The sequence below is a fragment of the Streptomyces kebangsaanensis genome (assembly GCF_001906585.1).
Taxonomy (GTDB): Bacteria; Actinomycetota; Actinomycetes; order Streptomycetales; family Streptomycetaceae; genus Streptomyces; species Streptomyces kebangsaanensis.
Genome location: NZ_JUJA01000011.1, coordinates 23,363 through 25,068 on the forward strand (window position 1 = coordinate 23,363; position 1,706 = coordinate 25,068).

1 protein-coding gene and 1 pseudogene are annotated in these 1,706 nt (G+C 75.1%); one reads left to right on the forward strand and one right to left on the reverse strand.

Annotated features, from left to right (window positions below):
* Positions 1–65 precede the first annotated feature (65 nt).
* On the reverse strand, positions 66–599 hold the full coding sequence (locus RH94_RS00730) for a hypothetical protein (RefSeq protein ID WP_073945742.1): 534 nt from the start codon (positions 597–599) through the stop codon (positions 66–68).
* A gap of 337 nt (positions 600–936) precedes the next feature.
* Between RH94_RS00730 and RH94_RS00735 the strand changes: the two are divergent.
* Positions 937–1,706 (forward strand): annotated as a pseudogene (locus tag RH94_RS00735) (methionyl-tRNA formyltransferase); the annotation flags it as partial.

Genomic DNA, 1,706 nt, shown 5'->3' on the forward strand with positions numbered 1-1,706 from the left:
CACGCTCGGAGAAGGCCTACGGCCGGCCCGCCATGGCACGGCCCGGCCGGGGAAGGCGGTGGTGGTCAGCCGTTGCGGGGTCCCGGGAAGGACGTGGGGCGGGCCTCGTCGCGGAGGGTGGGGCTGCCTGCGGTGGGCTGGGCCGGCATGGAGCGGGCCGCGGGAACCGCGGGGAGGCCGGCGCCGACGTCGACCGTGCGGGTGCCCGACGGTTCCGGGGCCCGCTCGGTTTCGGCGCCCGCCTGCGCGGTGGCGCGGCGGGCGCCGTAACGGCGGTGGACGGCCTGCTTGGTGACGCCGAGGGCGGAGCCCACGGCGTCCCACGAGAAGCCCAGCGAGCGGTCGAAGTCCACGGCGGCCGTGACCAGGGTCTCGACGCTGTCCCGCAGCTCCTGCGCGAGACGGACCGTCGGGGCGGGGGCACGTCCGTAGACGACGAAGCCCGTGGAGGGGCCGGAGCGGCGCGGGCGGTAGACGTTGCCCAGCTGGGCGGTGAGCGTGCGCAGTGCGTCCACCTGCCGCCGGACCCGCTCGATGTCCCGCACCAGCAGGTGCAGGCTGGCCCGGGCCTGGGCGTCGTGAGTTGCGTGGTCGGCCATGAACAAGCCTCTCGAACCGGCGTTGAAAGGAACCGGGCCGCGCGGACGGCCCGCTGTGGTCAACTCTCTCTTGACCAACGCGCCTTCGCTCCGCTGGTCACGCTGCGGGGGGCGTGGCGGCATGTACGCACGCCCCCACGAATGCACACGCGCTGCGCCCCCCGGTCGCCGGTGCCCCGACCCCGGCCGTGGTCCCGGTCCGCGCGGCGGCGGCCCCGTGGCGGTGGTCATAGACTGGTGCGCCGGTCGCCGTTCATTCCGCCTGAGAGGGCCAAGCCGTCCCATGAAGCTCGTCTTCGCCGGTACCCCAGAGGTCGCCGTTCCCGCTCTGGACGCCCTGCTCGCCTCCGGGCGGCACGAGGTGGCCGCCGTGGTCACCCGGCCCGACGCGCCGGCCGGGCGCGGGCGCCGGATGGTCGCCAGTCCGGTCGCCGAGCGGGCGGAGGAGGCCGGGATCGAGGTGCTCAAGCCGGTCAAGCCGCGGGAGCCGGAGTTCCTGGAGCGGCTGAAGGAGATCGGCCCGGACTGCTGCCCCGTCGTCGCCTACGGGGCCCTGCTGCCCAGGGCCGCCCTGGACATCCCCGCCCACGGCTGGGTCAACCTGCACTTCTCCCTGCTGCCCGCCTGGCGCGGCGCCGCCCCCGTGCAGCACTCCCTCATGGCGGGGGACGAGATCACCGGCGCGTCCACCTTCCTCATCGAGGAAGGTCTGGACTCCGGCCCCGTCTACGGCACCGTCACGGAGGAGATCCGGCCCACCGACACCAGCGGCGACCTGCTCACCCGGCTCGCCTTCGCCGGCGCCGGGCTGCTCGCCGCCACCATGGACGGCATCGAGGACGGCACCCTGAAGGCCGTACCGCAGCCGTCCGAGGGCGTCACCCTCGCCCCCAAGATCACGGTCGAGGACGCCAGGGTCGACTGGACGGCCCCCGCCCTGCGCGTGGACCGCGTGGTGCGTGCCTGCACCCCGGCCCCCGGCGCCTGGACCATGTTCCGCGGCGAGCGGCTGAAGCTGATCCAGGTCGCACCCGTGCCCGACCGCACCGACCTGGCCCCGGGCGTGCTCTCCGCCGGCAAGAAGAGCGTCCACGTCGGCACCGGCTC